General features: G+C 66.4%; 3 protein-coding genes and 1 pseudogene. 2 read left to right on the forward strand and 2 right to left on the reverse strand.

All coding sequences use genetic code 11. The annotated features are described in order from the left end of the window. On the reverse strand, positions 1 to 1265 hold a 1265-nt coding region (rhlB, locus tag RI841_RS14350), incomplete at its 3' end, for an ATP-dependent RNA helicase RhlB (RefSeq protein ID WP_310706315.1). A gap of 169 nt (positions 1266 to 1434) precedes the next feature. On the opposite strand from rhlB, the gene RI841_RS14355 reads away from it, so the two are divergent. Continuing rightward, positions 1435 to 1686 (forward strand): hypothetical protein, encoded by a 252-nt coding sequence (locus RI841_RS14355; protein ID WP_310706316.1) that lies wholly within the window; start codon positions 1435 to 1437, stop codon positions 1684 to 1686. Between the two features lie 2 nt (positions 1687 to 1688). Further along, positions 1689 to 2516 carry an exodeoxyribonuclease III gene (gene xthA / locus RI841_RS14360; protein ID WP_310706317.1) on the forward strand — a complete coding sequence of 276 codons (828 nt, stop codon included), beginning with the start codon at positions 1689 to 1691 and terminating at the stop codon, positions 2514 to 2516. 23 nt (positions 2517 to 2539) lie between these two features. Here the strand turns inward: xthA and RI841_RS14365 are convergent. Next, positions 2540 to 2833: pseudogene (locus RI841_RS14365) on the reverse strand (hypothetical protein); the annotation flags it as partial.

Genomic DNA, 2833 nt, shown 5'->3' on the forward strand with positions numbered 1-2833 from the left:
CCTTCCGGCGGATGCTCGCAGGGCAGCTTGTCGTTGATGTAGCGCTCGATTTCCGGCAGGGAGAAGGCGTCCTCCTCGCCCACGAAGCTGATCGATACCCCCTTGGCACCGGCGCGGCCGGTGCGGCCGATGCGGTGCACGTAGTCCTCGGGGTCTTCCGGCAGGGTGTAGTTGATCACGTGGCTGACATCCTCGATGTGGATGCCGCGCCCCGCCACGTCGGTGGCCACCAGCACCTGGATCTGGCCCTCGCGGAACTTCTCGAGGGTCTCGATGCGCTGGTTCTGGGGCACGTCGCCGGAGAGCATGGCGGCCTTGATGCCGGCCTTCTCGAGCAGGTCGTCGAGCTTGCGCACCAGATCGCGACGGTTGCCGAACACCATGACCCGGTCGAAGCTCTCCTGCTTGAGCAGGTTGATCAGCAGGCGCTGCTTGTCCTCGTCGCCGACCAGATAGACACGCTGGTCGATGTTGGCGGCGTTGTCGACGGTGACCTCGATCTCCACATGAGCCGGCTCATGGGTCCACTGGCTGGCCAGGTTGAGGATGTCCTGGCTGAAGGTGGCCGAGAACAGGAAGGTCTGGCGCTGCTCCTTGCTCGGCGTGTGGCGAATGATGCGCTTGACGTCGGGAATGAAGCCCATGGAGAGCATGCGGTCCGCCTCGTCCAGCACCAGCACCTCCACCTGGGTGAGGTCGACGTCGCGCTTCTCGTGGAAGTCCAGCAGCCGTCCCGGGGTGGCAACCAGGATGTCCAGCTTGTCCCCCAGTGCCTCGCGCTGCTTCTGGTAGTCCATGCCACCCACGACACTGGCGACCTTGAGATCCGTGAAACGGGCCAGGGCCTTGGCATCCTTCTCGATCTGCAGCGCCAACTCGCGGGTCGGGGCCACGATCAGCGCCCGCGGTGCTCCCGGCTTCTGACCGTTGGGCGTCTCCTCCTCGAGGAAGTAGGCCAGGATCGAGATCAGGAAGGCGGCGGTCTTGCCGGTGCCGGTCTGGGCCTTGCCCACCACGTCACCGCCCAGCAGGGTCTGGGCCAGGGCCTCGGCCTGAATCGGTGTGCAGTATTCGAAGCCCAAAGCATGGATGGCCCGCATCAACGGCAGCGGCAAGTCGAAGTCATGGAAGCGCCACTTGCCCGCCACGACGGGGACCTGGAACTGGCGCAGATCCCAGTTCGACTGGCGACGGCGCGGCTTGCGCCGGCGACGCTTGGGCTTGCGGTTCTGGGCCGGTGCTGTGGTCTGTTCCGACTCGCTCATAAGCTGTGCTGTCTTGTCCGTATCGGTGGATGGGGTGTATGACGCAAACCAGGATTGTATCAGTCTCCGGGCTCGAGGGCGCGCCCCGGACGCCGGCTACCGGTTCGCTACTGTCGGCAGAGTCACTGCGACTGGTAGAATGGCGCCCATTCATGCAAGGAGTTGCATCATGACACGTCGCAAGAAGACTCGCTCGCTGGCCGACAAGGTGCAGATCCGTACCGGCAAGCGCAAGGATTTCAAGAAGTGGCGCCACGAGAACCCCGACCAGGTCACCTCGACGACCCGCTTCACCCAGAAGAAGCGCCAGCAGCGCAAGCTGCAGGCGGCCCGCAGGCTGGCCCGCCAGGAGGCGGGGCAGCCGATCGCCATCCACCCCGAGACCGTGGACAACGACACCTCCGAACGGAAGGACGACTGACGATGCGGCTGGTCTCCTTCAACATCAACGGCATCCGGGCCCGCCTGCACCAGCTCGCCGCTCTGGTCGAGACACACCGCCCGGCAGTGATCGGCCTTCAGGAAACCAAGGTCCGGGACAGCGAGTTCCCCATTGCGGCGGTGGAGGCACTGGGCTACCGCGTCTTCTACCACGGCCAGAAAGGCCACTATGGCGTGGCGCTGATGGTCGACCCCGCCCAGTGCGGCGAACCGGATGCAGTCTTCCACGGCTTTCCCGATGATGGCGAGGAGACCCAGCGGCGCATGATCGGCGTGCGTCTGTGCCGGGGCGACGACGCCCCCCTCACGGTGTGGAACGGCTACTTTCCCCAGGGCGAGAACGTCGCGCACCCGGTGAAGTTCCCCCACAAGCGGGCCTTTTACGCCCAGCTCCAGCGCCTGCTGGAGACGCAGCACTGGCCCGACGAGCGCCTGGCAGTGATGGGCGATTTCAACATTTCCCCCGAGGACCGCGACATCGGCATCGGTGAGGCCAACCGCAAGCGCTGGCTACGCGAGGGCAAGACCAGCTTCCAGCCGGTGGAACGTGAATGGCTAGAGGGCATCAAGGCGTGGGGGCTGACCGACAGCTACCGGCTTCGCTACCCGACGGCAGACGACCGCTTCAGCTGGTTCGACTACCGCTCCCGCGGCTTCGAGCGCGAGCCCCGTCGTGGCCTGCGCATCGACCATATCCTGGTCAGTGCCCCGCTCGCCGAGAAGGTGACGGACGCCGGCATCGACTATGATCTGCGCGGCATGGAGAGGCCCTCCGACCATGCCCCGGTGTGGACCGAGCTCGCGCTGTAATCGGCCAAGCCATTCCGCGGTCATCAGTCGAATGCGACCGCCTCCTGCCGGGTAGCCGTCGCTGCCATCGCCTCGAGCCAGCGCTCGGCGTTATCCGCGCCCCGCTCCCGAGCCCGGGTCAGGGCACGCTTGGCCAGATCGTCATGGCCCCAGGCGTGGGCCAGCTGGCCCAGGTGCAACCAGTCGGCCCCCTCACCGCTGCGACCAGCCAATGCCTCCCAGGCGCCCAGGGCCCGGTCGCGGTCACGTGCCGCCTCCCAGGCCCGGGCCAGAAGTCGCCGGTGCGCCTCGCTGTCCTCCAGTTCGCCCGTCGCCAG

This window comes from Halomonas sp., from assembly GCF_031581305.1.
In the GTDB taxonomy this organism is placed as follows: domain Bacteria; phylum Pseudomonadota; class Gammaproteobacteria; order Pseudomonadales; family Halomonadaceae; genus Halomonas.